We start from the raw sequence: 2,168 nt of genomic DNA, 5'->3' as shown, positions 1-2,168 counted from the left end.
CGCGAAATCCTGCTCAGGTCGGCCTGAGCGAGGAAAACGGCGCGGAGGAGACCGTCCCGCTGCGCATGGGGCACGGCGACCTGTACGTCATGCTGACGGACGGCGTGACCGACGGCATGGAGGACGAATGGCTCAAGGGCATGCTGCTGGAGCGCGCCGGGGACAGCCCGAAGGAACTGGCCGCGCGCCTGGTGGTCGCGGCCTGCGAGCGCGGCGCGACCGACGATATGACGGCCTTTGTGCTGCGGCTGGAGAAGACGCGGTAAGGCGCTGCCGAAAACCCGGGCGGGCTTTTCCGCGCGCCGCGGGTATAAAACCCCACAGGCGCGCCCATACTAACCCCATAATTTGTGAAAAGCTGCAAAAGGAGGCAGGGGAAGTATGGTCAAGGGGATTTCGCGCCGGGTTGTGGTGGTGCGCCCGGACGACGGCCGGGTATTTGAACAGGCGATCTTTATCGTGCGGGACAGCGGCGAGCAGAAGCACGACGTGCTGCGCGAGGCGTGCGCGGTGGCGGAGCGCTACCTGAAAAGCACGGTGCGCCGCGCGCCGTACCGGCGGTATACGCGCCTGCAGCTGCTGTGCGCGGGGGGCGTGGGCGCGGCGCTGACCGGCATCGCCTGGGCGCTGGCCGCCCTGCTGCTGTGACCGCCCGCCTGTTTTTACCGCCGCCGGCTTGCATTTTTTTGCCCATGCGGTATACTCTTATAAAAAGGGCTTTGCGGGACGCCGGATAGGATGGGTAGGCATGACGGTCGCACGCTTCATGGAGCTGTTCCAGCAATACGGGCTGGCGCTGCTGTTCGTGATTTTTTTCCTCGAATATATGAACCTGCCGGGCTTCCCGGCGGGCGTGATCATGCCCGCCGCGGGCGTGCTGGTTTCGCAGAGCGAGCTGAGCCTTGTGGCCGCGATCGCGATTTCGCTCGCCGCGGGCGTGGCGGGCAGCTTCGTCATCTATATTTTGTGCTACGCGGGCGGCGCGCCGATCGCGCACAAGCTCGCCATGAAGCATGAAAAACTGCGGCGCTTCGCCGAGCGGTGCCAGAACTATATTGAAAAGTATGGAAACTGGGGGCTGGTGGCCTGCCGGCTGATCCCGGTGCTGCGCACGATCGTATCCATCCCCGCCGGGCTGCTGCGCGTCCCGCCGCAGAAGTTCGTGCCGTGGTCGGCGCTGGGCATCCTGCTGTGGAACAGCGCGCTGATCTCCTTCGGCTATGCGTTCAGCTACCTGTTTATCACGTGAAATGTAATAATATGCGAAAAATATCCAAAAGGCTCCCGAAAAGGGGGCCTTTTTGTCCTGTTACCGCGTTGTTGTTTGCATATAGGGCGGTTTTGTGGTACACTGTACAAGATCGAAAAGAGAATGCAAAGGAGCGGTTTATGCAAATCGGCAACGTACAGCTCTCCGGCCGTGTGTTCCTCGCCCCGATGGCGGGGGTAACCGACCGCGCGTTCCGGCAGGTGTGCCGGGAACACGGCGCGGCGCTCACGGTGTCGGAGATGGTCAGCACGCGCGCGCTCGCCTACCAGGATCGCAAGTCGCGCGGCCTGCTCGAGCCAGCGCCTGGTGAAAAGCCGTTCAGCGTGCAGGTTTTCGGGCACGACCCGGAAATTATGGCCGAAGGCGCAGCCAAGGCGCAGGAACTTTCCGGCTGCGACATCATAGATATCAATATGGGGTGCCCGGCGCCCAAAATCGTGAACAACGGCGACGGCAGCGCCCTCATGCGCGACCCTGCGCTCGCGGGGCGCATCATCCGCGCGGTCAAGCGGGCGGTCACCGTGCCCGTCACGGTCAAGTTCCGGAAGGGCTGGGACGAGGGGCACGTCAACTGCCTGGAATTCGCCCGCATGGCCGAGGAGGCCGGGGCGGACGCGGTCTGCATCCACGGCCGCACGCGCAGCCAGCAGTACAGCGGCACGGCCGATTGGGAAGCCATCCGGCAGGCCAAGCTGCAGGTTAGCGTCCCGGTCATTGCAAACGGCGACGTGTTTACGCCGGAGGACGCGGTGCGCATCCGGGATTACACCGGGGCGGACTTCATCATGGTCGGCCGCGGCAGCCTGGGCGACCCCTGGCTGTTCGGGCGGGCGGAAGCCCTGCTGCGCGGCGAACCGCTGCCGCCGCTGCCGCCTTTTGCGGAGCGGCTGCGCACGGC

At 64.7% G+C, this 2,168-nt stretch carries 4 protein-coding genes; all 4 read left to right on the top strand.

Translation table 11 applies throughout. From position 1 onward, the window contains the following. The coding region (locus tag CZ203_RS05895) for a SpoIIE family protein phosphatase (RefSeq protein ID WP_159456387.1) at positions 1 to 266 on the top strand (266 nt) is incomplete at its 5' end. Positions 267 to 381: 115 nt separating this feature from the next. Further along, positions 382 to 648: a hypothetical protein gene (locus CZ203_RS05890; RefSeq protein ID WP_087065228.1), complete on the top strand. Its 267-nt coding sequence runs from the start codon at positions 382 to 384 to the stop codon at positions 646 to 648. A gap of 100 nt (positions 649 to 748) precedes the next feature. Beyond that, positions 749 to 1,249: a DedA family protein gene (locus CZ203_RS05885; protein ID WP_087065227.1), complete on the top strand. Its 501-nt coding sequence runs from the start codon at positions 749 to 751 to the stop codon at positions 1,247 to 1,249. Positions 1,250 to 1,389: 140 nt separating this feature from the next. Continuing rightward, a partial coding sequence (dusB, locus tag CZ203_RS05880) for a tRNA dihydrouridine synthase DusB (protein ID WP_087065226.1) occupies positions 1,390 to 2,168 on the top strand: 779 nt, incomplete at its 3' end.

Origin of the sequence: Intestinibacillus massiliensis, assembly GCF_900155735.1 — a bacterium.
Taxonomy (GTDB): Bacteria; Bacillota; Clostridia; order Oscillospirales; family Butyricicoccaceae; genus Intestinibacillus; species Intestinibacillus massiliensis.
This window is presented reverse-complemented; position numbering and strand designations above follow the sequence as displayed.

Coding starts and splice junctions, on each gene's coding strand:
- CZ203_RS05890 (WP_087065228.1), top strand. CDS start 382: ATGGTCAAGGGGATTTCGCGCCGGGTTGTGGTGGTGCGCCCGGACGAC.
- CZ203_RS05885 (WP_087065227.1), top strand. CDS start 749: ATGACGGTCGCACGCTTCATGGAGCTGTTCCAGCAATACGGGCTGGCG.